The organism is Micromonospora sp. CPCC 206171 (assembly GCF_036906755.1).
GTDB classification, from domain to species: Bacteria; Actinomycetota; Actinomycetes; order Mycobacteriales; family Micromonosporaceae; genus Micromonospora; species Micromonospora purpureochromogenes.
The window spans coordinates 356,254-381,602 of sequence record NZ_JBAKHT010000001.1 but is presented as its reverse complement, the minus strand read 5'-3'; the positions used below and the strand labels follow the sequence as shown (position 1 = coordinate 381,602).

At 74.5% G+C, this 25,349-nt stretch carries 23 protein-coding genes, 3 tRNA genes and 1 pseudogene; 10 read left to right on the top strand and 17 right to left on the bottom strand.

Annotated features, from left to right (window positions below; genetic code table 11):
- Window positions 1–10: 10 nt before the first annotated feature.
- Both V6U89_RS01695 and V6U89_RS01690 read right to left on the bottom strand, forming a co-directional pair.
- Window positions 11–472, bottom strand: coding sequence for a GNAT family N-acetyltransferase (locus V6U89_RS01695; RefSeq protein WP_334568786.1), 462 nt, complete (start codon window positions 470–472; stop codon window positions 11–13).
- A gap of 22 nt (window positions 473–494) precedes the next feature.
- On the bottom strand, window positions 495–1,433 hold the full coding sequence (locus tag V6U89_RS01690; RefSeq protein ID WP_334568785.1) for a thiamine-phosphate kinase: 939 nt from the start codon (window positions 1,431–1,433) through the stop codon (window positions 495–497).
- Window positions 1,434–1,555: 122 nt separating this feature from the next.
- On the opposite strand from V6U89_RS01690, the gene V6U89_RS01685 reads away from it, so the two are divergent.
- Both V6U89_RS01685 and V6U89_RS01680 read left to right on the top strand, forming a co-directional pair.
- Window positions 1,556–1,789 (top strand): Lrp/AsnC ligand binding domain-containing protein, encoded by a 234-nt coding sequence (locus V6U89_RS01685; RefSeq protein ID WP_013284547.1) that lies wholly within the window; start codon window positions 1,556–1,558, stop codon window positions 1,787–1,789.
- Complete coding sequence (locus tag V6U89_RS01680; RefSeq protein WP_442933845.1) at window positions 1,790–2,452, top strand: DUF3515 family protein; 663 nt, start codon at window positions 1,790–1,792, stop codon at window positions 2,450–2,452.
- Window positions 2,453–2,612: 160 nt separating this feature from the next.
- On the opposite strand, the gene V6U89_RS01675 is transcribed toward V6U89_RS01680, so the two are convergent.
- Both V6U89_RS01675 and V6U89_RS01670 read right to left on the bottom strand, forming a co-directional pair.
- Window positions 2,613–3,713, bottom strand: a complete 1,101-nt coding sequence (locus tag V6U89_RS01675; protein WP_334568782.1) for a D-alanine--D-alanine ligase family protein — start codon at window positions 3,711–3,713, stop codon at window positions 2,613–2,615.
- A gap of 151 nt (window positions 3,714–3,864) precedes the next feature.
- Window positions 3,865–4,098, bottom strand: a complete 234-nt coding sequence (locus V6U89_RS01670) for a hypothetical protein (RefSeq protein WP_238451948.1) — start codon at window positions 4,096–4,098, stop codon at window positions 3,865–3,867.
- Between the two features lie 262 nt (window positions 4,099–4,360).
- On the opposite strand from V6U89_RS01670, the gene V6U89_RS01665 reads away from it, so the two are divergent.
- Both V6U89_RS01665 and V6U89_RS01660 read left to right on the top strand, forming a co-directional pair.
- Window positions 4,361–5,206, top strand: a complete 846-nt coding sequence (locus V6U89_RS01665; protein ID WP_334568781.1) for a helix-turn-helix domain-containing protein — start codon at window positions 4,361–4,363, stop codon at window positions 5,204–5,206.
- Window positions 5,207–5,210: 4 nt separating this feature from the next.
- Window positions 5,211–5,411: a DUF397 domain-containing protein gene (locus tag V6U89_RS01660; protein ID WP_334568780.1), complete on the top strand. Its 201-nt coding sequence runs from the start codon at window positions 5,211–5,213 to the stop codon at window positions 5,409–5,411.
- A gap of 99 nt (window positions 5,412–5,510) precedes the next feature.
- Here the strand turns inward: V6U89_RS01660 and V6U89_RS01655 are convergent, their stop codons facing one another.
- The 5 genes from V6U89_RS01655 to V6U89_RS01635 form a co-directional block, all read right to left on the bottom strand.
- On the bottom strand, window positions 5,511–6,554 hold the full coding sequence (locus V6U89_RS01655) for an ROK family protein (RefSeq protein ID WP_334568779.1): 1,044 nt from the start codon (window positions 6,552–6,554) through the stop codon (window positions 5,511–5,513).
- 105 nt (window positions 6,555–6,659) lie between these two features.
- Entirely contained in the window at window positions 6,660–7,451 is a 792-nt protein-coding gene (locus V6U89_RS01650) for a putative protein N(5)-glutamine methyltransferase (RefSeq protein ID WP_334568778.1), read from the bottom strand.
- Window positions 7,452–7,589: 138 nt separating this feature from the next.
- Window positions 7,590–8,732 (bottom strand): cystathionine gamma-lyase, encoded by a 1,143-nt coding sequence (locus V6U89_RS01645; RefSeq protein WP_334568777.1) that lies wholly within the window; start codon window positions 8,730–8,732, stop codon window positions 7,590–7,592.
- Window positions 8,729–9,736, bottom strand: a complete 1,008-nt coding sequence (locus V6U89_RS01640; RefSeq protein WP_334568776.1) for an NAD(P)H-dependent glycerol-3-phosphate dehydrogenase — start codon at window positions 9,734–9,736, stop codon at window positions 8,729–8,731. The genes V6U89_RS01645 and V6U89_RS01640 overlap by 4 nt, the downstream gene beginning before the upstream one ends.
- A 64-nt stretch (window positions 9,737–9,800) precedes the next feature.
- On the bottom strand, window positions 9,801–10,523 hold the full coding sequence (locus tag V6U89_RS01635) for a lysophospholipid acyltransferase family protein (protein WP_334568775.1): 723 nt from the start codon (window positions 10,521–10,523) through the stop codon (window positions 9,801–9,803).
- Between the two features lie 126 nt (window positions 10,524–10,649).
- Here V6U89_RS01635 and cofC point away from each other — a divergent pair.
- The 3 genes and pseudogenes from cofC to V6U89_RS01615 form a co-directional block, all read left to right on the top strand.
- A pseudogene (gene cofC / locus V6U89_RS01630) lies at window positions 10,650–11,285 on the top strand (2-phospho-L-lactate guanylyltransferase); the annotation flags it as partial.
- A 432-nt stretch (window positions 11,286–11,717) separates the two neighbouring features.
- Window positions 11,718–13,856, top strand: coding sequence for an RNA degradosome polyphosphate kinase (locus tag V6U89_RS01620; protein WP_442933851.1), 2,139 nt, complete (start codon window positions 11,718–11,720; stop codon window positions 13,854–13,856).
- Between the two features lie 114 nt (window positions 13,857–13,970).
- Window positions 13,971–14,855 (top strand): NUDIX hydrolase, encoded by an 885-nt coding sequence (locus tag V6U89_RS01615; protein WP_334568773.1) that lies wholly within the window; start codon window positions 13,971–13,973, stop codon window positions 14,853–14,855.
- Window positions 14,856–14,885: 30 nt separating this feature from the next.
- On the opposite strand, the gene V6U89_RS01610 is transcribed toward V6U89_RS01615, so the two are convergent.
- From V6U89_RS01610 to leuC, 4 genes are all read right to left on the bottom strand, one after another.
- Window positions 14,886–17,024, bottom strand: coding sequence for an endonuclease/exonuclease/phosphatase family protein (locus V6U89_RS01610; protein ID WP_334568772.1), 2,139 nt, complete (start codon window positions 17,022–17,024; stop codon window positions 14,886–14,888).
- A gap of 133 nt (window positions 17,025–17,157) precedes the next feature.
- The gene (locus tag V6U89_RS01605; protein ID WP_334568771.1) at window positions 17,158–17,772 is read right to left on the bottom strand and encodes an HU family DNA-binding protein; all 615 of its coding nucleotides are present in this window, start codon (window positions 17,770–17,772) and stop codon (window positions 17,158–17,160) included.
- A gap of 172 nt (window positions 17,773–17,944) precedes the next feature.
- Window positions 17,945–18,532, bottom strand: a complete 588-nt coding sequence (leuD, locus tag V6U89_RS01600) for a 3-isopropylmalate dehydratase small subunit (RefSeq protein WP_334568770.1) — start codon at window positions 18,530–18,532, stop codon at window positions 17,945–17,947.
- A 13-nt stretch (window positions 18,533–18,545) separates the two neighbouring features.
- Window positions 18,546–19,988: a 3-isopropylmalate dehydratase large subunit gene (leuC, locus tag V6U89_RS01595; protein WP_334568769.1), complete on the bottom strand. Its 1,443-nt coding sequence runs from the start codon at window positions 19,986–19,988 to the stop codon at window positions 18,546–18,548.
- A gap of 49 nt (window positions 19,989–20,037) precedes the next feature.
- Between leuC and V6U89_RS01590 the strand changes: the two genes are divergently transcribed.
- Window positions 20,038–20,724 (top strand): IclR family transcriptional regulator, encoded by a 687-nt coding sequence (locus tag V6U89_RS01590; RefSeq protein WP_088963553.1) that lies wholly within the window; start codon window positions 20,038–20,040, stop codon window positions 20,722–20,724.
- A gap of 478 nt (window positions 20,725–21,202) precedes the next feature.
- Here V6U89_RS01590 and V6U89_RS01585 read toward each other — a convergent pair.
- From V6U89_RS01585 to V6U89_RS01570, 4 genes are all read right to left on the bottom strand, one after another.
- A tRNA-Glu gene (locus V6U89_RS01585) sits at window positions 21,203–21,275 on the bottom strand.
- A 267-nt stretch (window positions 21,276–21,542) separates the two neighbouring features.
- Window positions 21,543–21,615 (bottom strand) — tRNA-Glu (locus V6U89_RS01580).
- 137 nt (window positions 21,616–21,752) lie between these two features.
- A tRNA-Gln gene (locus tag V6U89_RS01575) sits at window positions 21,753–21,824 on the bottom strand.
- Window positions 21,825–21,931: 107 nt separating this feature from the next.
- Window positions 21,932–22,735, bottom strand: coding sequence for a fumarylacetoacetate hydrolase family protein (locus V6U89_RS01570; RefSeq protein ID WP_154943356.1), 804 nt, complete (start codon window positions 22,733–22,735; stop codon window positions 21,932–21,934).
- Between the two features lie 166 nt (window positions 22,736–22,901).
- Between V6U89_RS01570 and V6U89_RS01565 the strand changes: the two genes are divergently transcribed.
- Both V6U89_RS01565 and V6U89_RS01560 read left to right on the top strand, forming a co-directional pair.
- Window positions 22,902–24,380 (top strand): hypothetical protein, encoded by a 1,479-nt coding sequence (locus V6U89_RS01565; protein WP_334568767.1) that lies wholly within the window; start codon window positions 22,902–22,904, stop codon window positions 24,378–24,380.
- A gap of 34 nt (window positions 24,381–24,414) precedes the next feature.
- Window positions 24,415–25,287, top strand: a complete 873-nt coding sequence (locus V6U89_RS01560; protein WP_334568766.1) for a 3-methyladenine DNA glycosylase — start codon at window positions 24,415–24,417, stop codon at window positions 25,285–25,287.
- The last annotated feature ends 62 nt before the right edge of the window (window positions 25,288–25,349 follow it).

The window sequence follows — 25,349 nt, the reverse complement described above, 5'->3', positions numbered from 1 at the left end:
GCCGGGCCGGTCAGAGGGTACGGCCGAAGGAGAGGCAGCCCGGCGCGTCGGCGTAGAAGCCGAAGTTGGGGATCGGCTCGTACCCGGCCGAGGTGTACATGCCGATCGCCTCGGGCTGCTTGTCGCCGCACTCCAGGATCATCCGCTTGCGCCCGTGGTAGCGGGCGGACTCCTCGACGGCGGCCAGCACGGCGCGGGCCACCCCGCGGCCCCGGGCGGTCGGGGCGGTGTACATCCGCTTCAGCTCGGCGGTGTCGTCGCCGTGGCTGCGCCAGCCGCCGCAGCCGACCGGTTCGCCGTCGAGGTACGCGACCAGGAAGGCGCCCTGCGGTGGGACGAACTCGCCCGCGTCGACCGGCGTGTCGTCGCCGCTGCCGCCGTACCGTTCGCCGAGGTCGGCCAGGGCCGCGCTGATCAGCGACCGCGCCACCGGCGAGTCGAAGGCCAGCGGGCGAATCTCGATCTCACTCACGGGTGAAGGGTACGACCACCCCTTACCGGAAGTGGTCCCAGCCGCCCCGACCGTCGTACTTCTCACCGTCGACGGTGACGCCGGCGCCCTCCACCACCCGGCCGACCGGCCGCCACTCGTCGGGCAGCGCCACCGAACGCGGGAAGGTGGCCGCGAGCGCGTGGTCGTCGCCCCCGCCGAGGATCCACGAGTACGGGTCGACGCCGAGCGCCTGCGCGGCGTCCCGCATCTGCCGGGGCACCTCGAAGGCGTCCCGGTGCACGTCCAGGCCGACCCCGCTGGCCTTCGCCACGTGCCCCAGGTCGGCCACCAGCCCGTCGGAGATGTCGATCATGGCGGTGGCCCCGAGCCGGGCCGCGTGCGGGCCGGCGGCGTACGGGACCGCCGGCCGCCGGTACGCCTCGACCAGCAGCCGGGGCGTGCGGAACCCGCGGGAGAGCACGGTCAGCCCGGCCGCCGCCCAGCCGCTGCGCCCGGCCACCGCGACCACGTCCCCGGGCCGCGCCCCGGAGCGCACCACCGGCGCCCGGCCGCCCAGGTCGCCGAGGGCGGTGACGGCGATGGTCAGGGTCGGGCTGGCGGACATGTCCCCGCCCACCACGCTCGCCCCCACCGTGGCCGCCTCCGCGGCCAGCCCGTCGGCCAACTCCTCCGCCCAGGCCGTCTCCAGGTCTGTCGGCATGCAGAGGGCGACCAGCAGCGCGGTCGGGGTGGCCCCCATGGCCGCGATGTCGGCCAGGTTGGCCGCCGCCGCCCGGTGGCCGACGTCCCGCGCGCCGGACCAGTCCCGCCGGAAGTGCCGCCCCTCGACCAGCACGTCCGTCGACGCGACCACCCGCGCGTCCGGGGCGGCCACCACCGCGGCGTCGTCGCCCGGACCGAGCAGGCAGCTCGATCCGTACGTCAGCCGCGCGGTCACCCGGTCGATCAGGCCGAACTCCCCGACACCCGCGACACTCATGGCACTCCCTCGCCGCGCTCGCTCACTGCTTCCCCTCGACCACCGATAGGGATCACGCCTGCTCCGTAAGGTACTTTCACCCTTCGGGCCGCCCACGGGCGGCGACGGACGGAGGTCGAGTCGTGGTACAGGCGTACATCCTCATCCAGACCGAGGTCGGCCGGGCGCGTGACGTGGCCGGGCTGATCGCGGACCTTGCCGGCGTGGTACGGGTCGACGCCGTCACCGGGCCGTACGACGTGGTGGTGCTCACCGAGGCGAACACCGTCGACGAGCTCGGCAAACTCATCGTCAGCAAGGTGCAGATGGTGCCCGGCATCACCCGCACCCTCACGTGTTCGGTGGTGCGCCTGTAAGTGGACGAGATGACTTCCTCCCCGACCGCCGGCGCCGAGCCGGCCGAGCAGACCGCCGGCCGCAAGCCGGCCACGCCGACCGCCGCCCGCAAGCCGGGCTGGGACCGGTCGACCCGCCGCGCCGCGCTGGTCGCCACCCTGGTCGCGGTGCCCGTGACGGTGGCTGTGGCCGGATTCACCTTCGCCAAGCTGGCACCGGACACCCCGGCCGCCGCGCCCAGCCCCACCGCCGTCAGCGCCCGCCCGCAGTCCACCACCCCGGTCGAGATGGCCGCCCCGGCGCTGGCCGCCCGGCCGGCCACCGTCTGCCGGGCGCTGATGTCGCAGCTCCCCCCGTCGGTGCGGGACCTGGCCCAGCGGCCGGTGACCGCCGGTGCCGAGCAGAACGCCGCGTACGGCGATCCGGCGCTCACCGTGGCCTGCGGCGGAGCCGAGCCGGCCGTCCCGGCCACCGGCGACGTCTGGACGATCAACAAGGTCTGCTGGTACGCGGCCGAAGAGGCCGGCGCGACCGTGCTCACCACCGTCGACCGGGAGACCGCGGTCCGGGTGACCGTCCCCCGCGCGTACGAGCAGCCGTTGCAGTGGATCGCCCCGCTCGCCGACGCCGTGGTCGCCTCGGTCCCCTCCGCCGGCGACACCCCCGCCGGCTGCACCCCCTGACCCCTCCCCCCCTTCCCCTCCCCCCGGGCCCCGGCCCCCGGGCCGACGCCCGGATTCGGGTGCACTTTCCGAGAAAGAGTGGCCATTCGGGCGCGGATGGCCACTCTTTCCGTGAACGTGGGCGGATCTTGAGCGAGGTGCGCGCGGGGCCGGGTCAGGGTCAGCGGGGGCCGGTGTTGCGGTGCAGGGCGGTGCGGATGAGGCGGTTGACCAGCTTGGGGTACTCCAGGCCGGAGGCCGCCCACATCCGGGGGAACATCGAGGTCGGGGTGAAGCCCGGCATCGTGTTGATCTCGTTGAGGTAGACGTCCAGCTCCGGGGTGACGAAGAAGTCGACCCGGGCCAGGCCGGAGCAGTCCAGCGCGGTGAACGCCCGGGTGGCGTACTCGCGCACCTGCCGGGTCACCTCCTCCGGCAGCCCGGCGGGGATGTCGTACTCGCAGGCGTCGTCGATGTACTTGGCCTCGAAGTCGTACCAGTCGTGGCCGGAGACCACCCGCACCTCGGCCAGCACGGACGCCTCGGGCGCGCCGCCGGCCTCGCCCTCCAGCACCCCGCACTCGATCTCCCGGCCGACGATCGCGCCCTCGACCAGCACCTTGGTGTCGATCTCGCGGGCGGTGGCGACCGCCGCCTCGAGCTGCGCCCAGTCGTCGACCTTGGTGATGCCGAACGACGAGCCGGCCCGGGACGGCTTGACGAAGACCGGCAGGCCGAGCCGCTGCTTGTCCTGCTCGCTGAGGGTCATCCCGTTGCGCAGCACCGCGTACGGGCCGACCGGGATGCCCTCGGCGGCGCAGAGCTTCTTGGTGAACTCCTTGTCCATCGCGGCGGCGGAGGCGAAGACGTTCGCCCCGACGTACGGAATGTCGGCCATCTCCAGCATCCCCTGGATGGTGCCGTCCTCGCCGTACGCGCCGTGCAGCACCGGGAAGACCACGTCCACGTCGGCGAGCGCCCGGGGCCCCTCGGTCGGGTCGAGCACCATCAGGCCACCCGCCGTCGGGTCGGCGCGGAGCACCACCTCGGCGCCGGAGCCGGCGGTGATCTCCGGGAGCTTGCGGTCGCTGATGGCGAGCCGGGCCGGGTCACCGCTGGCCAACACCCACTGCCCCTGGCGGGTGATGCCGACCGGCACCACCTCGAACTCGTCGGGGTCCAGCGCGCCGAGCACACTGCCGGCGCTGACGCAGGAGATGCCGTGCTCGGGGCTGCGGCCGCCGAAGACGATCGCCACGCGGGTCTTGCCTGGGGTGGTCACTGGGTCACCTCTCGGTACGCGACTGCGGAGCCGCCAGCGGCGCTCACCCGGTCGACCTTACTGTGGGTGGCGGCGCGCCGATGGTGATACCCAGGAGGACGCGTACCTCCCTCGCAAACGGTCACCCGTACCGATACGGTGCGTAGTCGACTCAGTCGCCTCCGACGCTGACGGCACCGTGCCGGCGACCGACGGCGATCACCTTCACCCGCTGCCGCCCGGCGCGCACCATGCCCAGCGCCATGAACGCCCCGGCGATCCGGTCGGCGGCCTCCCGGCTGCTCGCACCGACCACCTGGCGGCGCCGCTCGGGGGCCCGTCGCTCGTCCCGGATCTCGCCCTCCACGGGGCGGACGTCGGTGAGCACCACGAGGAAGCGGGTCATCGCCGCTCGCCCCGGTGTCCGGTCACGGTCATCGGCGAAGTCCTCCCGGTGGACGGTCGCGGGTGGCACGTGGCGATCGGGTACGGGGGAGTAAACCCGATCGCCACGCGCCCCATCCCCTCCGGTCGCTCACCACCGCCGTCGCCACGACAACCGTTGGTGAGGACGCCATCACAGATTGACAGGTGGACACGCGTGAATGCAACTCTCATCGACGTTCTCTCATGCACACCTTCCCGTGAACATATGTCACCATCAACGTATGGCTCCGAAGACCGCCCGGGCCCGCCGGCTGGGCATCGCCCTGCGCACCCACCGCGAGGCCGCCGGCCTGACCCTCGAGGCCGCCGCCGACGAGATCAACAGCACCCGCAGCACCCTGTCCCGCTATGAGAACGCCCAGACGCTGGTCAACCCCGCCACCGTGCGCGCGCTGCTCAGCCTCTACGGCGTCGGGTCGGACGACATCGCCGCGGCGGTGCAGTTGGCCAAGGACACCCGCAAGCCCGGCTGGTGGGTGCCGTACTCACACCTGCTGGACAAACGCACCATCGACTTCATCGCCCTGGAGGCGGAGGCGACCGGCATCGCCAACTTCGAGCCCTCGGTGGTGCCCGGCCTGTTGCAGACCGCGGACTACATCCGGGGCGTGATGCGCGGCGGGCCGCACACTCTCGGCGACGACCAGGTCGAGCAGCGGGTGCAGTTACGGCTGGACCGGCAGCAGCGGATCACCGCCGACGACCCGCCCATCTTCGACGCGATCATCGACGAGGGTGCCCTGCTGCGCCCGGTCGGTGACCACTCGGTGATGGAACGGCAGCTGCACCACCTGCTCAAGATGGCCGAGCTGCCCAACGTCACGGTGCAGGTCATCCCGCTGGCGGCGGGCTACCACCGGGGTACCCGCGGCTCGCTGCACATCCTCGAGTTCGCCGACCCCGAGGACCCGATCATCGCCTCGGTGGAGACGGTCGCCGGGCAGATGGTCCTCGACCGGCCGGGCGACCTGCGTACCTGCACCAAGATCATGGAACACCTGCGGACCGTCGCGCTCAGCCCGACGGACAGCCGCGACCAGCTCCTGCAACTGTTGAAGGGACGGTAGGACCATGACACCGACGATCAGCGCGGCGCTGGCGACGGCCAGCTGGCGCAAGAGCACATACAGCGGGGACCAGGGCGCCTGCGTGGAGCTGGCGACCGTGCCCGACCGGGTCGCGGTCCGCGACTCGAAGGACCCGGCCGGCCCGGTGCTGCTCTTCCCCCCGGCCGCCTGGGCGGCCTTCGCCACCGCCCCACCTCGCGGCTGACCCCGGCCCACCCATCGGGTTGGTCACGAAGTTCGCGTCCCGGATGGCCCGATCCGGGACGCGAACTCCATGGTCAACCCGGTCGGCCGCCGGGGCGGGTCAGGCCGCCAGGGTGGGCCGGGAGACGGGAGCGGCGCGCAGCGCCTCCAACGCGGCGATGGCCACGCCGCGCGCGCCGGCCATGTCGCGGTCGGGCACCAGGGCGAAGGTGGCCACCGCCGCCTGCTCCGCGCGGAGCACGGTGTTCTCCCGCACGGTGGCCAGGAACCACTCCCGGAACTCCGGCGCCGCCTCCACCACCCCACCCCCGACGAAGTACGCGTGCGGGTCGGTGAAGTTGGCCGCGATGGTGAACAGCCGGCCCAGCGCCGCCGCCTGCTGGGCGAAGACCTCCCGGGCCAGTTCGTCGCCGCGCTCGGCGTACCCGCGCAGCAGCTTGGCGGCCCGGTCCGCCGGCTCGGCGGCGAGCGGGTGGTCGGGGTGGCGCCCCAACCAGAACGGCAGCAGGCTGCGCCGGATCCCGGTCAGCGAGGCGATGCTCTCGGCGTCCCCGACGAAACCGCAGGCGCAGGTCGGTTCCGGCTGGCCGGGGGCGAGCAGCCCGGTCAGCGGGATGTGCACGTGCCCGAACTCGCCGGCCATCCCGGCCGCGCCGGTGACCACCCGACCGTTCTCCACGACACCGCCGCCGAGCCCGGTGCCGACGATCGCCGACACCGAGGACCGGACCATCGCCTCGGCTCCGAAGTGGACATGGTGGGCGTAGAGCGCGGCCGCGTTGCCGTCGTTGTGGTAGACCACCGGCAGGCCGAGCCGCCGCTCCAGCGCGCCGCGCACGTCGTACCCGTGCCAGGCCGGCTGGGCGAAGTTGGTCGACCCCCGCGAGGAGATGACGCCGGTCGCGCTGGCCGGTCCCGGCGTGTCCAGCCCGACCGCCCGGACCAGCTCACGGGGCACGCCGGTGTGCGCCAGGACGCCGTCCAGCGCGCGGGCCAGCGCCTCGATCGCTGCCTCCGGGCCGGCCTGGACCTCGCTGGGGATCTCCAGCAGCCCGTCGACCAGGAACCGGCCGTCCAGGGTGAGCACGGTGGCGTTGTCGCTCGTGCCACCGTTGTCCAGACCGACCACCACCGGCACGTCCACGCCGCCACCGCCTCCCGCCCGACCTTGGAACGAGGCTAGTTCCCGTCTTTCGCCCCCGCCATGCCGCGAACGGCCAGCGCGCCCGCCGATCCGGCGGCCGGGTGGTCAGTCGGGCCGGCGGGCGGTGACCGCGGTGGCGTCCCACTCCGGCTCCCGCACCACCGTCGGCATCAGCCCCAGCGCGCTCATCGCCGCGCAGAGGGAGTCCGCCTGGGTCTCGCTGACCTCCACCACCAGGTGGCCACCGGGCGTCAGCCAGTCCACCGCCCCGGCAGCCACCCGGCGCAGCACGGCCAGCCCGTCCGCCCCGCCGTCCAGCGCCACCGGCGCCTCGTGCAGCCGCGCCTCGGCCGGCAGCAGCGCCACCGCCTCCGTCGGCACGTACGGGGCGTTGGCCACCACCAGGTCGAGGCGCCCCCGCCAGGCCGGCGGGAGCGGGTCGTACAGGTCGCCGGTCAGCACCGGCACGTCGCGACCGGCGAGGTTGCGCCGGGCGCAGGCCACCGCGGCCGGGTCCACGTCGACGGCGGCGAGCCAGCGCGGGGCGAGGCGCTCGGCGAGGGCGAGCGTGGTGCCGCCGGAGCCGCAGCAGAGGTCGACCACCGCCGGCGCCGGCCCGGCGATCGCGGCCGCGGCCTCCACCAGCAGGGCGGTACGGCCCCGCGGCACGAAGACGCCGGGGTCGACGGCGACCCGCAGCCCGCAGAACTCCGCCCAGCCGAGCAGGTGTTCCAGGGGAACGCCGGCGACCCGGCGGTCGGCGAGGGCGGTCAGCGTCTCGGCGGAGTCGGCGGCGGTGAGGAGCAGTTCCGCCTCGTCCTCGGCGTAGACGCAGCCGGCGGCGCGCAGCCGCGAGACGAGGGCGGGACGGTCGACGTGGAACGCGGTCGGTGCCATGGGATGCCTTTCGGGAACGCTCGTCGGCGCTCCCGGCCGTCGCCTAGCGGTGCGACGGGGACTCGGAGAGGAGCGCCGTTCCTGCTGTCTGGCGGATCGGACTCACCTCCTCGGGTCGGGGCCCGCGCGGGCCGGGGATCACGATAGCGGACCGACCGGCCCGGCGGCGTCCAGCGCGGCGGCGATGTCGGCGACCAGGTCGGCGGTGTCCTCCACGCCGCAGGAGAGCCGGACGAAGCCCGGCGCGGTGTCGTCGCCCCACTGCGCCCGCCGGTCGGCGGTGGTGTGCAGGCCGCCGAAGGAGGTGGCGGCGGCGACCAGTCGGGCGGCCTCGACGAACCGGCTCACCCGGTCGGCGTCGCCGAGGTCGAAGGAGACCACGCCGGGCATCCGCCGCATCTGCGCCGAGGCCACCGCGTACGCCGGGTCCTCCGGTCGCCCGGGCCAGCGCAGGCCGGTCACGTCGGCGCGCCCGGCGAGCAGTTCGACCACCGCCGCCGCGTTGGCGGACTGCCGGGCCAGTCGCAGGTCGAGGGTGGCCAGCGACCGGTGCGCCAGCCAGGCGTCGAAGGCCCCGGGCACCGCGCCGGTGGTGGTGCGCCAGGCGGTCAGCGTCTCCAGCAGCTCCGCCGAGCGGGTCGCCACGTAGCCCAGCAGCAGGTCGGAGTGCCCGGTCAGCGCCTTCGTGCCGGAGGCGACCACCAGATCGGCGCCGAGGTCCAGCGGGCGTTGCCCGAGCGGGGTGGCGGTGGTGTTGTCGACCACCAGCAGGGTGCCGGCGGCCTGCGCCTCCCGCGCGAGCGCGGCGACGTCAACCACGTCCAGGCCGGGATTGGCCGGGGTTTCCAGCATCAGCAGCCGGACGCCCTCGAACGACGGGTACGGCCCGACGGTCGGCACGAACCCGACCCGCACCCCGATCCGCTCCAGGGTGGCGGTGGCGAAGGCGCGCACCGGGAAGTACCCGTCGGCGGGGAGGAGCACGGTGTCCCCGGGTCGCAGCACGGCCAGCAGCAGCCCGGTGATGGCGGCCTGACCACTGGCGAAGACCCGGCAGTCGCCCCCCTCCAACTCGCCGATGGCCGACTCCAGCAGCCGTCGGGTGGGGTTGTCCGGCCGGCCGTAGCCGTTCGCCGTGGCGGCCGGCCCCTGCCACGGGTCGAGGTGGTACGGCGCGGCGAAGACCGGCCCAGGCAGGAACGGGTCCCCGGGCACCGGCTCCGGCAGCCCGGCCCGGACGCAGCGGGTGCCGTCCCGCCACCGCGGCTCGGCGGCGCTCATTCGTACGACTCCGGCTTGGCGGTGCGGCTCATCAGGGCGTCCACGGCGAGCCGGGGGTCCATGCCCTCGTGGCAGATCCGCTCGATCTGCTCGGTGATCGGCATCTCCACCCCGTGCGCCCGGGCCAGGTCCCGGATGGCCAGGCAGCTCTTCACGCCCTCGGCGGTCTGCCGGGTCGCCGCCTGCGCCTGCTCCAGCGTCTCGCCCCGGCCGAGGTGCTCGCCGAAGGTGCGGTTGCGGGCCAGCGGCGAGGAGCAGGAGGCGACCAGATCACCCATGCCGGCGAGGCCGGCGAAGGTGATCGGGTCGGCGCCGAGCGCGACGCCCAGCCGGGCGGTCTCGGCGAGCCCGCGGGTCATCAGCATCGCCCGGGTGTTGTCGCCGAACCCCATCGCGGTGGCGATCCCGTACGCCAGGGCGATCACGTTCTTGACCGCCCCGCCCAACTCGCAGCCGATCACGTCGTCGTTGGTGTACGGGCGGAAGTACGGCGTCCGGATCGAGGACTGCACCAGCGCGGCGCGGCGGGCGTCGGTGCCGGCGACCACCGTCGCGGCGGGCTGCTCGGCGGCGATCTCGGGGGCCAGGTTGGGGCCGGAGACCACCACCACCCGGTCCGGGCTGACCCCGGCGGTCTCGACGATCACCTCGCTCATCCGCCGGGTGGTGCCCAGCTCGATGCCCTTCATCAGGGAGACCAGGGTCGAGTCCGGGGCAAGGTGGCCGACCCAGTCGGCGAGGTTGCCGCGCAGCGTCTGCGACGGCACCGAGAGCACCACCAGCTCGGCGCCGGAGATCGCCTTGGCCGCCTCACCGGTCGCGGTGACCCGCTCGGGCAGCCGCAGGTCCGGCAGGTAGTCCGGGTTGCGCCGGTGGACCCGGATGGCGTCGGCGACCGACTCCCGCCGGGCCCAGATCGTCACGTCCCGGCCGGCGTCGGCGAGGATCTTGGCGAAGGCGGTCCCCCAGGACCCGGCCCCCAGCACCGCCACGTGGCCGCTCATGCCCCCGCCTCCACACGATCGGCGGCGCGCGGCGCCACCACACTGAGCTGGTCGAGCTCGCTCATCAGGTCACCTCGGGAGTACGCGGACGGGCGGGACGGTCCCACAGCGGAGGCGGCGTGCCACCGCGGATGTCGGCCAGCAGGGCGCGCAGGCTCAACATGATCTCGTCGGTCATCTCTTCCAGCACCGCCCGGCTCGGGGTGGCGCCCGCCCACCGGCTCAGGTCGACCGGCTCGCCGGCGACCACGGTCACCGGGGTGCGGGGCCGCAGGCCGAAGCGGGTGGTCCGCGGGTCGAACAGCTTCTCCGGGCCCCACATCGCCAGCGGGATCACCGGCGCGCCGGTGGCCAGCGCCAGCCGGGCCGCCCCGGTCTTGCCCTTCATCGGCCACAGCTCCGGCTCGCGGGTGATGGTGCCCTCCGGGTAGATCACCACCGCGCCGCCCGCGTCGAGCGCGGCGATCAGCTTGTCCAGCGACTTGACCGCGTCGGCGGTGCCGCGCTCCACCGGGATCTGCCGGCAGCGGTGCAGGATCCACCCGATCACCGGCACCCGGAAGACGCTGGCCTTGCCGAGGTACTGCGGCCAGCGGCCGGCCTCATAGATGAAGTGCGCCGAGACCAGCGGGTCGGCGTGCGAGAGGTGGTTGGGCACGATGATGATGCCGCCGTCGCGGCCCAACTGCTCGGCGCCGCGCCAGGTGCGCCGGGTCCAGACCAGCATCACGGGCTTGACCAGCGCCACGGCGAAACGTTGCCAGAAACCCAGCCTGCGCCGTGTCACCCTGCCTCCTCGTCGCCCCAACCCCGCGCGCCGCACCCACCGGTGCGGCCCGCAGCGGAAATCATGCCTGCTCGCCCCGGGTACGGCCAGTGCGGGTACCACCGTCGACGCTGGCAGGATTGTCGCGTGGGTCAGAGGCGGTGGACCGTGGTGGTGCCGGTGAAGCGCCTGGGCGCGGCTAAGAGCCGGTTGCGGGGCGCGCTGCCGGCCGTACCCCACGAGGAGCTGGCACTGGCCCTGGCGGCCGACACGGTCCGCGCGGTGCGGGCCTGCCCCGCGGTCGCCGAGGTCCTGGTGGTCACCGGCGACGAGCGGGCCGCGGCGCTGCTGGGCGCGGCCGGCGCCCGGATCGTGCCGGACGAGCCGGAGGCCGGGTTGAACGCCGCGTTCCGGCACGGCGCCACGGCCGCCGCGGCGGGCGCCTGGGTGGCGGGGCTCACCGCCGACCTGCCGGCGCTGCGTCCGGCGGAGCTGGCGGCGGCGCTGCGGGCCGCCGCCGACGATCCGGGGGTACGCCGCTTCGTCGCCGACGCCCCGGGCAGCGGCACCGTGCTGCTCACCACACCGCCCGGCGTGCCGTTGGAGCCCCGGTTCGGGGTCGACTCGGCGGCGGCGCACGCCGCGAGCGGGGCGCTCCCGCTGGCCGGGCCGTGGCCCTCGCTGCGCCGCGACGTGGACACCGCCGCCGACCTGACGGCGGCGCGGCAGCTCGGGCTGGGGCCGCGCACCGCCGCGCTCGCCGCGGACCGAGGGGAGAGCGCGGCGGGGTACGGTGCTGGCATGCAGGGCACGGTGGCGACCTTCGACGCGCAGACCCGCACCGGCGTGCTCCTCCTGGACGACGGCACCGAGCTGGCCTTCCCGGCGCCCGCCTTCGACGCCTCGGGGCTGCGGCTGCTCCGCCTCGGGCAGCGGCTGCGGGTGGACCTCGGTCCGGACGGCGAGGTCGTCCGGGTGACATTGCCGACGATGGCCTGACCCGACCCGCCCGAGTTCATTTTGCGTTAACCCGGATCGGGTGATTATGAGCGGGTGAGCACCCCTCGCGAGCACCCCGCCCGCCCGCCCCACGCCGCCGACCCGACCGGCCCCCGCAACGGCGCCCGCCGCCGCGGCGGCACCCGCGCTCCCGAGGAGACCGCCGCCACCACGCCCGACTCCCCCGGCGCCAGCGCCGCCGGGGCCTCCGCCGGGCTGGAGGAGGTGCTCGACCCGGGCGAGCGGCCCACCCCGCCGACCGGTCCGGACGGCGAGCCGCCGGCCGTCGCGCCGCTGCCCGAGGACCGCTTCCTCAACCGGGAGCTCTCCTGGCTGGACTTCAACGCGCGGGTGCTGGCGCTCGCCGAGGACCCGCGCACCCCGCTGTTGGAGCGGGCCAAGTTCCTGGCCATCTTCGCCAGCAACCTGGACGAGTTCTTCATGGTGCGGGTGGCCGGGTTGAAGCGCCGCCTCTCCGCCGGCCTGCCGGTACGCGGCGGCGACCGGCTGCCGCTGCGCACCCAGCTGGAGCTGATCACCGAGAAGACCGCCGAACTGGTCGGCCGGCACGCCGCCTGCTTCGTCGACGACGTGCTGCCCGGACTGGCCGCCGAGGACGTCCGGATCCTGCGCTGGGCGGAGCTGGACGACGCCGAGCGGGAACGGCTGCGCACCTACTTCCGCGAGCACATCTTCCCGGTGCTCACCCCGCTCGCCGTCGACCCGGCGCACCCGTTCCCGTACATCTCCGGCCGGTCGCTGAACCTGGCGGTGGCGGTCCGCGACCCGGACGGCGGCTCCGAGCTGTTCGCCCGGGTGAAGGTGCCCAACAACGTGCCGCGCTTCGTCCGGGTCGCCCGGGACCAGCCCGGGCTGCGGATGCTGCCGGTGGAGGAACTCATCTCGGTGCACCTGGGGCAGCTCTTCTCCGGCATGCAGGTGGTCGAGTGCCACCTGTTCCGGGTCACCCGCAACGCCGAGGTGGAGGTCGACGAGGACCGCGACGAGGACCTGCTCCAGGCGCTGGAGCGGGAACTGGCCCGGCGCCGCTTCGGCCCGCCGGTACGCCTGGAGGTCGCCGCCAGCATCTCCGACCACATGCTGGAGCTGCTCGTCCGGGAACTGGACATGGACGCCCAGGACGTGCTCCGGGTGCCCGGGCTGCTGGACCTCTCATCGCTCTGGCAGCTCTACGGCGAGGCCGACCGCCCCGACCTGAAGGACCCGCCGTTCGTGCCGGCCACTCACCCTCGGCTCGCCGAGGGCGAGGTGCCGCGCAGCGTCTTCGCCACCCTGCGCGACGGGGACGTGCTGGTGCACCACCCGTACCACTCGTTCGCCACCAGCGTGCAGCGCTTCATCGAGCAGGCCGCCGCTGACCCGAACGTGCTCGCCATCAAGCAGACCCTCTACCGCACCAGCGGCGACTCCCCCATCGTCGACGCGCTGGTCGACGCGGCCGCCGCCGGCAAGCAGGTGGTGGTGCTGGTGGAGGTGAAGGCGCGCTTCGACGAGGTGGCCAACATCGGCTGGGCGCGCACCCTGGAACGGGCCGGCTGCCACGTCGTCTACGGCCTGGTCGGGCTCAAGACGCACTGCAAGACCGCCCTGGTGGTACGCCAGGAGGGCAACCAGATCCGGCGCTACTGCCACATCGGCACCGGCAACTACCACCCGAAGACCGCCCGGCTCTACGAGGACTTCGGCGTGCTCACCGCCGACCCGGAGATCGGCGCCGACCTGACCGACCTGTTCAACGTGCTCACCGGCTACAGCCGGCAGACCGCGTACCGGCGGCTGCTGGTGGCGCCGCAGGGCATCCGCAGCGGCCTGATCGAGCGGATCGAGCGGGAGATCGACCACGTCCGCCTCGGCATGCCGGGGCTGGTGCAGTTCAAGGTGAACGCGCTGGTCGACGAGGAGATCACCGACGCGCTCTACCGGGCGTCCCGGGCCGGCGTCCACGTCGACCTGCTGATCCGGGGCATGTGCACGCTGCGGCCGGGGGTGCCGGGGCTGTCGGACAACATCCGGGTCCGCTCGATCCTCGGCCGGTTCCTGGAGCACTCGCGGATCTTCCGGTTCGGCAACAACGGCGACGCGGAGTTCTGGATGGGCTCGGCCGACCTGATGCACCGCAACCTGGACCGGCGGGTGGAGGCCCTGGTGCAGGTCAGCGACCCGGTCGCCCGGGCCGAACTCGACCACGTGCTGACCGCCGCGTTCAGCCCCGAGGTGGACTCTTTCGAGCTGGCCGGCGACGGCACCTGGACCCGCCGCGCCGGCTCCCCGGAGGAGCCGCTGACGGACCTGCAGGAGCTGCTGCTGCGCCGGGTGGGCGGCACCGCCGGCTGACCCGGTACGGCGACCGCCATCGCCCGCCGTACCGGGTCCGGGCGGCGCGGTGAGGTGCCGCCGGACGAAGCTGAGCGGCCCGTGCGGCGGGTCGCCCGGACGTAGGGTGATCGGATGGCGCAGGAGCAACCGGTCGACATCCGGGCGGCCGGTGGAGTGGCCTGGCAGCCGGACGCCGACGGGAGCCTCCAGGTCTGTCTGGTGCACCGGCCCCGCTACGGCGACTGGTCGCTGCCGAAGGGCAAGCTGGAGCCCGGCGAGCACCCACTGCTGGCCGCCGTCCGTGAGGTGGCCGAGGAGACCGACGTACGGGCCGTGCCGCAGGTCCGGCTCCCCACCGTGCGGTATCGCAGCGAGGGCCGGCCGAAGACGGTGGACTACTGGTCGATGCGGGCGGTGGGCGAGGGCGGCTTCCAGCCCGGCACCGAGGTCGACGACGTCCGCTGGCTCCCCGTCGACGACGCGATCCGGCTGGTCAGCTACCCGCACGACGCGGAGGTGCTGGCCGCGTTCGCCGCGTTGCCCCGGGTCACCGCGACGATCGCGCTGGTCCGGCACGGCCGCGCCGGCAAGCGCGCCACCTGGTCCGGCCCGGACGACGGGCGCCCGCTGGACGTGACCGGCCGGGCGCAGGCCGAGCGGCTGGCGCCGCTGGTGGCGCTGATCCGCCCCACCAGGCTGCTGTCCGCCTCGGCGCGCCGCTGCGTGCAGACCCTCGACCCGGCGGCCGCCCTGCTCGACCTGCCGATCGAGGTGGACGGCGACCTGGACGAGCCGCGGCCGGGCCAGCTCGGCGACGAGTGCGCGCTGGCGACCGCCGGCCGGCTGGCGGAGCTGGCCGCCGCCGGCGAACCGGTCGCGGTGTGCAGCCAGGGCAAGGTGATCCCGGGCGCGCTGGAGCGGCTGACCGGACGGGCCGACGACTTCACCACCCCGAAGGGCGGCGGCTGGCTGCTCGCCTTCGCCGCCGACCGGCTGGTCGCCGCCGACCGGCTCTGAGACCGGCGGGATCCGCGGCGCTCCGCCGGGTCAGGCCCGCGGCAGGGTCAGGGTCACCGCGACCGGCAGGTGGTCGCTGGCGGTGCCGCGCGGCGCGACGACGTCGGCGCCGGTGAGGCCGGGCGAGACGAGGACGTGGTCGATCTGCTCGCGCGGGTCGTCGGCCGGGCTGGTCGGCAACGGCCGGGCCGCCGCCAGCGCGTCCACCAGGCCGGCGCGGGTGAACTCCGCGAAGCCGGGAGCACCGGGTTCGGTGTTCAGGTCGCCGGCCACCACCAGGGGCCGGCCGGCGGCGTACCCCAGGGCGAACGCGGCCACCGCGCGGGCCTGGACCACCGGCTCCCGCCCGGGCGGCGGTTGCAGGTGGGTGGCCACCACCGCGAGGCGTACGTCGGCACCGAGGTCGACGGTGACGCCGAGCGCCTGCGCCCCGGTCGGCGCGCCCACCGCCGGCAGCCGGCGGGTACGCGCCGCCGCCAACGGCCACCGGCTCAGCACCGCGTCGCCCCAGAGCGGGTCGGCCGCCGGGGCGAAGACGTACGGCATGTCCAGCCGCTCGGCCAGCAGGTCGAGGGTGTCGTGGCCGCCGTTGAGCAGCCAACCCCGGTCAACCTCGCTGAGGACCACCACGTCGGCCCGGCCGACGGCGCGGGCCAGGGCGTCCGGATCGAACCGGCCCTCGATGCCGAAGCCCATCCGGATGTTGTACGCCGCCACCCGCACCGTCGCCGGCGGTCCCTCGCGGTTGCCCGCCACCAGCGTCTCGTCGGCGGTCAGCGCGGCGACCAGCGCCAGCGCCGTGGCGCACGCGGCGGTCCGCACCGGCGGCAACGACGGCGCGGTACGCGCCGGCACGGGACCGTCGGACAGCGCCGGCACGGTCCCGCTACGCACCGGCGCGCGCCCGGCGGACAACGCGACGACAGCCGTCAGGACGGCCACGGCCACCGGCACCCATCCGTTGGGGTAGCCGAGGTCGTAGGCGGCGTAGTGGAGCACCGCCGCGACGGCGAAGACCAGCATCCCGCCGACCGCGGCGTACCCGCGGCGGCTCCCCTCCCGCTGGAGTCCGCCCGCCTCGTCGTCGCCCGGTCCCCCCGCCCACGGCCCGACGCCGGTGTCTTCCACGGCCGGCGCGACGCCGGCGGGTGCCGTCGGCGGCGTGACGCCGGTCGCGGCCGTCGCCGACGAGACGCCGGCCCACACGGTCACCGGCTCGACGCTGGTCGCCGGGATCGCCGGCGCCCGCTCCTCGGCGGTGTCGCAGCGGGCCAGGCAGCCACCGAGGCCGACGGCGGTGAGCAGGACGGCCGGCAGCAGCAGCTCACCCCGCCCCAGGGCCACCAGGACGGCCCCGGCGAGCAGGGCCACCGGGCCGATCCACCGCCCGGCCGGCCGGCGCGGCGGCGTCAGCGCCGCGAGCAGGAACCCACCCACCGCCACCGCGACCGGCAGCGGCCCGAACAGCGGCGCGACGGCCACCCCCGAGCCCTGCGCGGTCGACGACTCCAGCAGCCCGAACTGGTAGGACATCGCCGTGCGGGCCACCGCCGGGGAGAGCGCCACCATGCCGGCGAGCAGCAGCGCCGGCCCGACCAGCAGCCAGCCACGCGCGCCGCCGACGCCCGGCCCGGGGTGAGCCGCAGCCTCGCCGGCGGGCGGCACGGGCAGCGCCTGTCCGGCCAGGAAGAGCGCGGCCAGCACGACGCCCAGCACCCAGACCTCCGCACCGCCCAGCCAGGGCGAGCGGTAGGTGTCGGAGACGGTGTGCAGGACCGCGGCGGCGGCCAGGCCGAGCGCCAGCCCGGGTACCGGCCGGTTCGACCCGGCGGCCACGGCGGTGAGCCAGCACAGCCCGGCGACCAGGCCGGCGGTGGCGAGCCAGAGCTGGGCCCGCCCGCCGGGGAAGCCGGTGACGGCGAGCCGGGCGCCGGCCAGCACCACCGCGGCGACCAGGGCCACGGGCCGGACGCCGACCCGGCGCAGCAGCGGCGGCACGGCCAGGGCGAGCACGAACCAGCCGAGGGCGAACGCCCCGAGCAGCTCGGCCGGAGTGGACGCCGCCTGCCCGAAGATGGTGATGACCGACGGCAGGAAGACCCGCAGCACGTCGGTCAGCAGGACCAGGCCGAGGGCGGTGACGACGGTGGTGCGGTGGCGGTAGCGCACGAGGGCCTCCTCGCCGACCGGTGGGGGTGCGGCGATTCTGCGCAGCCGGCGGGCCCCGGGTCAACCGGCGGGAAACGGCGTGCGGGGCGCCCACCTCAGCGGTGGGCGCCCCTGACGGGCGTACGTGCGCAGGTCAGCGCCGAGCGGCGGTCTTCTTCGCCGGGGCCTTCTTCGCCGGGGCCTTCTTCGCCGTGGTCTTCTTGGCCGCCGTGCTCTTGGCGGCGGTGGTCTTCTTCGCCGGCGCGGCCTTCTTGGCCGCGGCGGTCTTGGCCGCGGCGGTGGTCTTCTTCGCCGGCGCGGCCTTCTTGGTGGTGGCGGCCTTGGTCGCGGTGGTCTTCTTGGCCGCCGTGGTGGTCGTCTTCTTCGCGGCGGCGGCCTTGGCGCCGGTCGCCTTGGCCCCCGTCGCCTTCGCGCCGGCGGCCTTGGCGGCGGCCGCGGTGGTCTTCCTCGCCGGCGCGGCGGCCTTCGGCACCTTGCCGCTGGCCACCATCTCCTTGAAACCGGCGCCGGCGCGGAAGGTCGGGACGGATGTCTTCTTGACCTTCACCGCCTCACCGGTACGTGGGTTGCGCGCTGTTCGGGCGCCCCGGACGCGCTTTTCGAAAGCTCCGAATCCGGTGATCGCCACCTTCTCGCCCTTGGTTACCGCCCCCTGGACCTCGGCGATGACCGCGTCGAGCGCCGCCGTCGCCGTCTTCCGGTCCCCCAGGCGAGCGGCGAGCGCCTCGATGAGCTCGGCCTTGTTCACGACTTCCTCCCGATTGTGCAACTGACTCGACGCGAGCCATTCTGCGCGCACGGTATGCCCTGTGCTGCCGGGACACAAACATTCGGTGGAAAAAAGCCCTTGTGTCGTAACGGATTCGCCCCCACCGGGCGGACCGGTGAGGGCGAAAATCGATGAGCGGTCGGGCGTACGGCTATGCCACGGCGGGCTTGAACGACGGCCGGGACGCCTCGTACGCGCTGATCTCCGCGGCGTGCCGAAGGGTGAGTCCAATGTCATCCAAGCCTTCCATCAGCCGCCAGCGGCTGTGGTCGTCCAGGGGGAACGACCAGCTCGCCGGGCCGACCCGGACCTCACGGGCGACCAGGTCGACGGTGACCTCGATGGTCGGATCGGACTCGACCCGGTCCCAGATCTCCTCGACGGCTTTCAATTCCAGCTCCACCGGAAGGAGGCCTTCCTTGAGGGCGTTGCCCCGGAAGATGTCACCGAATCGCGGTGAGATCACCGCGCGGAAGCCCCAGTCGCGCAGCGCCCAGACGGCGTGCTCGCGCGATGATCCGGTGCCGAACTCCGGACCGGCCACGAGAATCGACGCTCCGGAATGGGCCGGATCGTTGAGCACGAATGCCGGATCTTCCCGCCACGCACTGAAGAGCCCGTCGGCGAAACCGGTCCGGGTCACCCGCTTGAGGTACACGGCCGGAATGATCTGGTCAGTGTCCACGTTGGACCGGCGCAGCGGCACGGCGGTGCCGGTGTGGGTGGTGAACTTGTCCATCTCGGCTGCCCTTCTACAGGTCGGCGGGGGCGGCGAGCCGGCCGACCACGGCGGTGGCGGCGGCGACCGGCGGGGACACCAGGTGGGTGCGCCCTCCCCGGCCCTGGCGGCCCTCGAAGTTGCGGTTGGAGGTCGAGGCCGAGCGTTCGCCGGGCTTCAACGTGTCGGGGTTCATCCCGAGACACATGGAGCAGCCGGCGAAACGCCACTCGGCGCCCGCGTCGGCGAAGACCTTGTCCAGCCCCTCCGCCTCGGCCGCCTCCCGCACGGCCGCGGAACCGGGCACCACGAGCATGCGTACGCCGTCGGCGACCTTGCGCCCGCGCAGCACGTCGGCGGCGGCGCGGAGGTCCTCCAGCCGCCCGTTGGTGCAGGAGCCGACGAAGACCACGTCGACCGCGAGGTCGCGCAGCGGCGTGCCCGGGGTCAGCGCCATGTACTCCAGGGCCCGGCGGGCGGCGGTCCGCTCCACGTCGGTGCCGAAGTCCTCCGGGGCCGGCACGGCCGAGCCGAGCGGCGCGCCCTGACCCGGGTTGGTGCCCCAGGTGACGAACGGGGTGATCCGGCCGGCGTCGAGGGTCACCTCGGCGTCGAAGGTCGCACCCTCGTCGGTGGGCAGGGTCCGCCAGTAGGCCACCGCCGCGTCCCAGTCGGCGCCCCGGGGCGCGTTCGGCCGCCCCTTGAGGTACGCGAACGTGGTCTCGTCCGGCGCGATCAGGCCGGCCTTGGCGCCCCACTCGATGGACATGTTGGCGACGGTCATCCGCCCCTCCATGGACAGCGCGCGGATCGCCTCGCCCCGGTACTCCACGATGTGGCCGCGCCCGCCGCCGGTGCCCACCTGGGCGATCAGCGCGAGGACCAGGTCCTTGGCGGTGACGCCGGGGCCGAGCCGGCCGGTCACCGTGACCGCCATGGTGCGCGGGCGGGCCTGCGGCAGCGTCTGGGTGGCCAGCACGTGCTCCACCTCACTGGTGCCGATGCCGAAGGCGAGCGCACCGAAGGCACCGTGGGTGGCGGTGTGCGAGTCGCCACAGACGATGGTCATGCCGGGCTGGGTGACGCCCAACTGGGGGCCGATCACGTGCACGATGCCCTGGTTCTCGTCGCCGAGCGGGTGCAGCCGCACCCCGAACTCGGCGCAGTTGCGGCGCAACGTCTCGATCTGCGTACGCGAGGTGGGGTCCGCGATGGTGAGCAGATCACCGCGGCGGGACCGGAAACTCGGGTCGTCGTACCCGGTCGGGGTGTTGTGGTCCTCGGTCGCGAGCGTGAGGTCGGGACGGCGGACCGGACGACCGGCCAGGCGCAGGCCGTCGAACGCCTGCGGGCTGGTCACCTCGTGCAACAGGTGCAGGTCGATGTAGAGCAGGTCCGGTTCACCCTCGGCGGTCCGTACCACGTGCGCGTCCCAGACCTTCTCGGCCAGGGTCCTCGGTCGAGTGACTCCCACCATCTGGACATCCTAAATTCTGGGAGGTAAGTTTCGGCTTGTGGGACACAGTATGAGCGGTGTCGGCGTGCTCGACAAGGCGGTGGTCATCCTGGCCGCCTGTGTCGACGGCGCCAGCCTGGCCGAACTCGTTGAACGCACCAAGCTGCCCCGGGCCACCGCGCACCGGCTGGCGCAGGCGCTGGAGATCCACCGCATGCTGGTCCGGGACACCCAGGGGCGCTGGCGTCCGGGGCCCCGGCTCGGCGAGCTGGCCAACGCCGCCCCCGACGTGCTGCTGACCGCCGCCGAGCCGTTGCTGGCCGCGCTGCGCGACGCCACCGGGGAGAGCGCCCAGCTCTACCTGCGCCGCGCCGACGAGCGGGTCTGCGTGGCGGCCGCCGAGCGGGCCAGCGGCCTGCGGGACACCGTGCCGGTCGGCTCGGTGCTGCCGATGACGGCCGGTTCCGCGGCGCAGATCCTGCTCGCCTGGGAGCCCCCGGAGGCGGTCATGCCGCTGCTGCCCCGCGCCAAGTTCACCGGCCGCACCCTCGCCGAGGTACGCCGCCGCGGCTGGGCGCAGAGCGTCGCCGAGCGGGAGGCGGGTGTGGCGAGCGTCTCGGCCCCGATCCGCGACCGCACCGGCCGGGTGATCGCCGCCATCAGCATCTCCGGCCCCATCGAGCGCCTGGGCCGCCGCCCCGGCGAACGCCACGCCATGGCCGTGGTCCGAGCCGGCCAGCGCCTCTCCGGCCTCTGACCGGTCCCTCCCCCGACCCCGCACCGGACTCGCCACGCCCGACCCGGCCCTGCCTCCGCTCAACCCGGCGCCGGCCTGCCCCTGGCCAGCGCCGCCCGACCCGGACCCGGCCTGCCTGGGCTGAAAGTTGACCAAGAGGTTTGCGTCCGCCGCCGCCTCCGGCGGGACGCAAACCTCTTGATCACCGAGGCCGGCGGCCGGGGGGACCTCGATTGATCTGGTTCTGGTCGGGCGGGTCGGGGCAGGGGTCGGTTGCTGTAGAGCTGGTGTCGTGAACGAACACGGGTGGGACGCCGCCGGCCGCCGGCACCCACCCGCCGCCACCTGGCCACCGGCACTCGCCCGCCGGCACCCGGCCGAGGCTTCCTGAGGGTCGACTCCGAGCGTCGGTCCACCGCAGGCAACCCACCCGGCCGGGCTGCGGCCCGGAATGGCGAACGGCCCGCCTCGCTGTCGCGAGACGGGCCGTTCGGCGGTGTAGCCCCGACCGGATTCGAACCGGCGCTACCGCCTTGAGAGGGCGGCGTCCTGGGCCGCTAGACGACGGGGCCAGGCACTTTTCCTGCTTCACCGCCCTGGTGGGCGGCGCGGCTGTAGTCTAGCGGCACCACCAGCGTCCGACGACGAGGGGTCCGGCGGCTCGCGACCGGAGCCGTGGCGGAGGCGGCCCGACAGGGGCGACACCGCTCGGCCCACCTGCCCGACACGTGAGGACGCGCGAGGGCCGGGCGCCGGTGGAGGACGGGACGCGGGGAGAGCCGCGAGCGGGGAACACGAAACAGCCCGCCCCACCGAGGTGGAACGGGCTGTCAGCACTGTAGCCCCGACCGGATTCGAACCGGCGCTACCGCCTTGAGAGGGCGGCGTCCTGGGCCGCTAGACGACGGGGCCAGAACTTCACCTGCTTCCCCACCCTGGCGGGTGGGGAAGCTGCACTCTATCAGAGATCATCTGCCGCCCCTCGGGAGGGACGGAGCGGAACTCCGCCAGAATCCAGCGTCCGGGATTCTCGCGAATCCGCGGTTGCGCTGGGGTACCAGGACTCGAACCTAGACTAACTGAACCAGAATCAGTCGGGCTGCCAATTACCCCATACCCCATTGGCCCCTTGCGGCGCCGGGAATGAACTTTACCCTCCCCGCGCCGGCAGGCCAAATCCAACCCCCCCGAAACGCCTGTGAGCTGCGAAAACAGGGCGTCGGACGCGTCAGGCGACCGGCACCACCGGATTGGTGAGCTCGCCGATCCCCTCGATCCGCACGGTGACCGTATCCCCCTCCGTGAGCGGGCTAACCCCCGCCGGCGTGCCGGTCAGCACGACGTCGCCGGGCAGCAGCGTCATCACGTGCGAGATGTAGGACACCAGGGCCGGTACGTCGAAGACCATGTCCTTCGTCCGGCCGAGCTGGCGTACCTCCATCTCGTCCGGGTTGCGACCCACCTCGCACCGGATCTCCAGGTCGGAGACGTCCAGTCCGGTGGTGATCCAGGGGCCGATGGGGCAGAACGAGTCGAAGCCCTTGGCCCGGGTCCACTGCCCGTCGGAGCGCTGGAGGTCCCGCGCCGTCACGTCGTTGGCGCAGGTGTAACCGAAGATGGCCTTGGCCGCGGCGGCCCGGTCGGCGCGGCGGGCGCCCGGAGCACCGATCACCACGGCCAACTCCGCCTCGTGCTCGACCTGCTTGGAGAAGATGGGCAGCCGGATGGCGTCGCGCGGGCCGATCACCGACGTGGACGGCTTCAGGAAGAGCAGCGGCTCCTTCGGGACCTCGCTGCCGTGCTCGGCGGCATGCTCGGCGTAGTTGCGACCGACACAGACCACCTTGCTGGGCAGGATCGGCGAGAGCAGTCGGACGTCGGAGAGCGCCCAGCGGGCGCCGGAGAAGGTGACCTGACCGAACGGGTGGCCCTCGATCTCGGCGATGGTCAGGCCCTCCGGCCCCACCCCCGGCTCGCCCTCGACGACCCCGAACGACATTCCCTTGGCATGAGCAAAACGAGCGATACGCACCTGGCCAATCTAGCTCCCGCCCACCTGGTGGCACCCCGTCGACGCCGGAGGCCGCGGTGAGTCGGCGCAGGGTAGGCGATCGGCCGGTGATCGGGGCGGGCTTCGGCACTTCGTACCCGGGCGGAGTGTCCGCGCCCCTACCGTCGGCTCCGGAGGTTCGGTTCGTATGCCTGCATCGAGACGACACCACAGGGCCCTCGCCGTGTTCGTGAACGGCCTGGGCATCCTCGCCGCCGTACCGGCGCTGCCGACGGCGACGCCCACGACCAGGGCCGAAGCGGCACCGGCGGTCACCACGCCGGCCAGTCCGCCGGCCACGGCCACGCCCAGCGGCCCGGCCGCCACACCCCTGCCCACGGGTCCGGCCACACCGATGGCCACCCCTGCGCCGGCGGGGCACGCGCCGCCGGCGGCGCCCGGGGCGGCGGCGACCGGAGCCGTGATCCCGGTGCCGCCGGGGATGCCGGCGCCGGGGATGGCCACCACCGCGAATCCGGGGTCGCCCCGACCGGCCCAGCCGGTCACCGTGACGGTGGCGCCGGCCGGGACGCCGGTGCCGGGGTACCGGATCCAGCTGCGCAACGAGAGCGTCTTCCCGCTCGACACCACCGTGCGCCAGGAACTGCCGGCCGGCGCGTCGCCGACCGCGGTCAGTGCGGGCGGTCGGGCCGTCCGGTCCGCCGGGAACGGCACGGCCGAGGTGACCTGGCGGCTCCGGCTGCCCGCCCGCAGCACCACGACCCTGGACACCGCCCTGGCGGCGACCCCGCCGGGCACCTCGGTGACCGCACCGGCCTGCGCGTTCACCAGCGACGGCAACCGGCCGTACGACTGCGCGACCGCGACCTGGCAGGCGGCGGCGGCGCCGGCGACCCGGGTGGAGGAGGCGGCCCCGGCCTGGCGACGGCCGCCGATCCTGGCGGCGGCGCTGGCCGGGCTGCTGCTGATCGCCGGCGGTGGCCTGTGGTGGGGGCAACGGGCCCGGCGGCGGCGCAGCGGCGTCGAGCCGACCGGCGCGGCCCCGACGGTGGTCGGGAATCCCACGTACGCGGGCGGCGCCGCCGCGCCCGGCGGTGGCACCGTCTACCCGCGCCCGGCCGCGCCGGGCGGGTCGGGGCGACGGCGGACGCCACCGGTCTGGATGATCGTCGGCGTGGCCGCGGCGATCCTGGCCGGGGTGGTCTTCGCCGCGGCGTGGACGGCCACCCAGCGGGTCGCCGCGATCGACACCACCAAGCAGCCGACCAGCGGCGCCTGGATGGGCCGCGGCGCCACCGGCAGCGTCGGCGTGCCGCTGCGGGAGAACGCGTTCGAGTTCACCGTCTACCGGGTGGCCTGCGAGCCGGCCGGCGGGACGGGCCGCCGGTGCCACGCGACCGTCGGGGTGCGCAACGTCACGCCCGAGCAGCAGGTGTGGCACGGCCAGCTCCAGCGCGCCTACCTGCCCGGGGGGAACTGGGTCAGCACCGACGAGCCGGCCACCCGGCTGGCGAACCTGGGCCGGGACGTCTTCGCCCAGCCGGTCGCGGCCGGCAACCGGGTGGTGCTGCCGCTGGTGTTCACGGTCAACGGGGCGCAGAAGCCGAAGCAGCTGGAGCTGCGCAGCGGGGTCTTCTCCGCCGGGGTCCGGGTGGACGTGCCCTGACCGGCGGCCGGGTGGCGGTCGTACCCTTTGGTCCGTGACCGCCGCCCTCGCACCCGCTGCCCTCGACGCGGCCGACTGGCGGGCCCGCCGGGCCGCGCACGTCGCCCGGGTCGACGCGTGGCTGGCGCCGCACCTGGCCCGCCGCCGCAGCGGCGGCCGGCACCCGGTCGAGGACTTCCTCTTCACCTACTACTCGCACCGGCCGGCCCAGCTGCGCCGCTGGCACCCGGGCGCGGGGGTGGTGCTGCGCGACGCGGAGCCGGCCGAGTTCGGCCCGGACTACCGCGCCGACGCCGCCGGGGTCACCCTCGACACCGATCGGGTACGCGCCCGGCGCGCCGAGTCGATCGCCTGGATCCGCGACCTGCTGGCCGCGACCGCCGGCCGGCCGGCCCATCTCGGCTGCTTCGGCATGCACGAGTGGGCGATGGTCTACCGGCAGACCCAGGAGGAGGTGCGGCACAACTCCTGGCCGCTGCGGCTGAGCCCGGAGCGCACCGCCGCGGTGGTCGAGGAGCGGGGCGTACGGTGCAGCCACTTCGACGCGTACCGGTTCTTCACCGCGCCGGCCCGGCCGTTGAACCTGCTCAGCCCGACCCGGGAGAGCCAGCACGCGCTGGAGCAGCCCGGCTGCCTGCACGCCAACATGGACCTCTACAAGTGGGCGTACAAGCTCTCGCCCCTGGTCGCCTCCGAGCTGGTGGCGGACTGCTTCGCGCTGGCCAGGGAGATCCGGGCGCTGGACATGCGGGCCAGCCCGTACGACCTGGCCGCGCTCGGCTACCCGCCGGTGCGGGTGGAGACCCCGGAGGGCCGGGCCGAGTACGCCGCCGCCCAGCGCGGCTTCGCCGAGCGGGCCGCCGTGCTGCGCTCCCGCCTGCTGACCGCCCTCGACACCGTCGCCTGACCGCCTCCGATCCGACCGCTGTGCGGGATCGGACGATCGACCGGGATCGGGTCATCGACGAG

What these genes read in the sequence shown, in the direction of transcription:
- V6U89_RS01690 (WP_334568785.1), bottom strand. Translation starts at nt 1,433, where the DNA reads ATGAGTGTCGCGGGTGTCGGGGAGTTCGGCCTGATCGACCGGGTGACC.
- V6U89_RS01670 (WP_238451948.1), bottom strand. Translation starts at nt 4,098, where the DNA reads ATGACCCGCTTCCTCGTGGTGCTCACCGACGTCCGCCCCGTGGAGGGC.
- V6U89_RS01665 (WP_334568781.1), top strand. Translation starts at nt 4,361, where the DNA reads ATGGCTCCGAAGACCGCCCGGGCCCGCCGGCTGGGCATCGCCCTGCGC.
- V6U89_RS01660 (WP_334568780.1), top strand. Translation starts at nt 5,211, where the DNA reads ATGACACCGACGATCAGCGCGGCGCTGGCGACGGCCAGCTGGCGCAAG.
- V6U89_RS01650 (WP_334568778.1), bottom strand. Translation starts at nt 7,451, where the DNA reads ATGGCACCGACCGCGTTCCACGTCGACCGTCCCGCCCTCGTCTCGCGG.
- V6U89_RS01645 (WP_334568777.1), bottom strand. Translation starts at nt 8,732, where the DNA reads ATGAGCGCCGCCGAGCCGCGGTGGCGGGACGGCACCCGCTGCGTCCGG.
- V6U89_RS01640 (WP_334568776.1), bottom strand. Translation starts at nt 9,736, where the DNA reads ATGAGCGGCCACGTGGCGGTGCTGGGGGCCGGGTCCTGGGGGACCGCC.
- V6U89_RS01615 (WP_334568773.1), top strand. Translation starts at nt 13,971, where the DNA reads ATGGCGCAGGAGCAACCGGTCGACATCCGGGCGGCCGGTGGAGTGGCC.
- leuD (WP_334568770.1), bottom strand. Translation starts at nt 18,532, where the DNA reads ATGGACAAGTTCACCACCCACACCGGCACCGCCGTGCCGCTGCGCCGG.
- leuC (WP_334568769.1), bottom strand. Translation starts at nt 19,988, where the DNA reads ATGGTGGGAGTCACTCGACCGAGGACCCTGGCCGAGAAGGTCTGGGAC.
- V6U89_RS01590 (WP_088963553.1), top strand. Translation starts at nt 20,038, where the DNA reads ATGAGCGGTGTCGGCGTGCTCGACAAGGCGGTGGTCATCCTGGCCGCC.
- V6U89_RS01565 (WP_334568767.1), top strand. Translation starts at nt 22,902, where the DNA reads ATGCCTGCATCGAGACGACACCACAGGGCCCTCGCCGTGTTCGTGAAC.